The following is a 1,542-nucleotide window of genomic DNA, read 5'->3' as shown; positions in this document are numbered from 1 at the left end:
CGCCGGGCTCGCGGGGGGGGGGTTGCCCGCCACCCCCCCCGCCCGCTTAAGACCGCGGGGGGGGGGCGGTTCTCCCGAATGGCGAACAACCGGTACTCCGCAGGCGGGATGCATAAGAGAATAGGAAGCGCTGGACGCACCACCCTCCTCGGCGTCCGGCTGCAGTGATGCGCGGACGCGTCGACGATGCCGCTCCCGCTCGGCTCCTGCCCGGCCGGACGCAGGGACCGTATGCTGTGCTTCGTGGTCGTTTCGGTCAGAGATGTCCGGAACGACCGTTCCACGGTGGCGACACCGAGGTGGCAGTCCGGCCTCCGGTTCTTCCCCCAGCCTCGCGGCTGGGCGGTGCCCCCAAGGGGAGTTGCAAAGCAATGCGTATTGGTGTCCTGACCAGCGGCGGTGACTGCCCCGGCCTGAACGCCGTGATTCGCTCCGTGGTCCACCGGGGGGTGGTCGACCACGGCGACGAGATCATCGGTTTCCAGGACGGCTGGCGCGGCCTGCTCGAGGGCGTGCACCGCCCGCTGACCCTCGACTCCGTGAGCGGCATCCTCGCCCAGGGCGGCACGATCCTCGGTTCCTCGCGGGTCCAGCCGAGCCACCTGCGCGACGGCGTGGAGCGGGCGAAGCAGCACTGCGCCGACCTCGGCATCGACGCCGTCATCCCGATCGGCGGCGAGGGCACCCTCAAGGCCGCGAAGCTGATGAGCGACGGCGGCCTGCCGGTGGTCGGCGTGCCGAAGACCATCGACAACGACATCGCCTGCACCGACGTGACCTTCGGCTTCGACACCGCCGTCTCGGTCGCGACGGACGCGCTGGACCGCCTGAAGACCACCGCCGAGTCGCACCAGCGGGTCATGGTCGTCGAGGTGATGGGCCGCCACACCGGCTGGATCGCGCTGAACGCGGGCATGGCCGCCGGCGCCCACGCCATCGTGGTGCCCGAGCGCCCGTTCCACATCGACAAGCTGACCGAGGTCGTGCGCGAGCGCTTCGACCGGCACAAGAAGTTCGCCATCGTGGTCTGCGCCGAGGGTGCCAAGCCCGAGCCCGGCACCATGCCGTGGGAGGAGGGCACGAAGGACATGTACGGCCACGAGCGGTTCACCGGCATCGCCACCCAGCTCTCCCGCGAGCTGGAGCACCGCCTCGGCAAGGAGGCCCGCCCGGTGATCCTCGGCCACACCCAGCGCGGCGGCACTCCGACCGCCTACGACCGGGTGCTGGCCACCCGCTTCGGCTGGCACGCCGTGGAGGCCGCGCACAAGGGCGCCTTCGGGCACATCACGGCGCTCCAGGGCACCGACATCAAGCTCGTCCCGCTCGGCGAGGCGGTCGCGGAGCTGAAGACCGTGCCGCAGGAGCGGTACGTCGAGGCCGAGACCGTCATCTGACACCCGGACACCCCGCCCGCCCCCTCGGCGGGCCGGCCACGGTGACCCGTGGGGGCGGCGGGGGGCCCCCCCCCGGGGGCGGCCGCCCCCGCACCGGCCCGACGCTGGGGGAAGCACCCCGCGCGGTGCGCGACGGCGACGGGTG

At 72.6% G+C, this 1,542-nt stretch carries 1 protein-coding gene; it reads left to right on the top strand.

Going from position 1 to position 1,542, the window contains the following annotated elements; translation table 11 throughout:
• Positions 1 to 371: 371 nt before the first annotated feature.
• Positions 372 to 1,397: a 6-phosphofructokinase gene (locus ACFV0G_RS39215; RefSeq protein ID WP_380558660.1), complete on the top strand. Its 1,026-nt coding sequence runs from the start codon at positions 372 to 374 to the stop codon at positions 1,395 to 1,397.
• The last annotated feature ends 145 nt before the right edge of the window (positions 1,398 to 1,542 follow it).

This window comes from Kitasatospora sp. NPDC059571 (assembly GCF_042735675.1).
Taxonomy (GTDB): domain Bacteria; phylum Actinomycetota; class Actinomycetes; order Streptomycetales; family Streptomycetaceae; genus Kitasatospora.
Note: the sequence above shows the minus strand (reverse complement) of the source record. Positions and strands in the feature narration are given on the sequence as shown.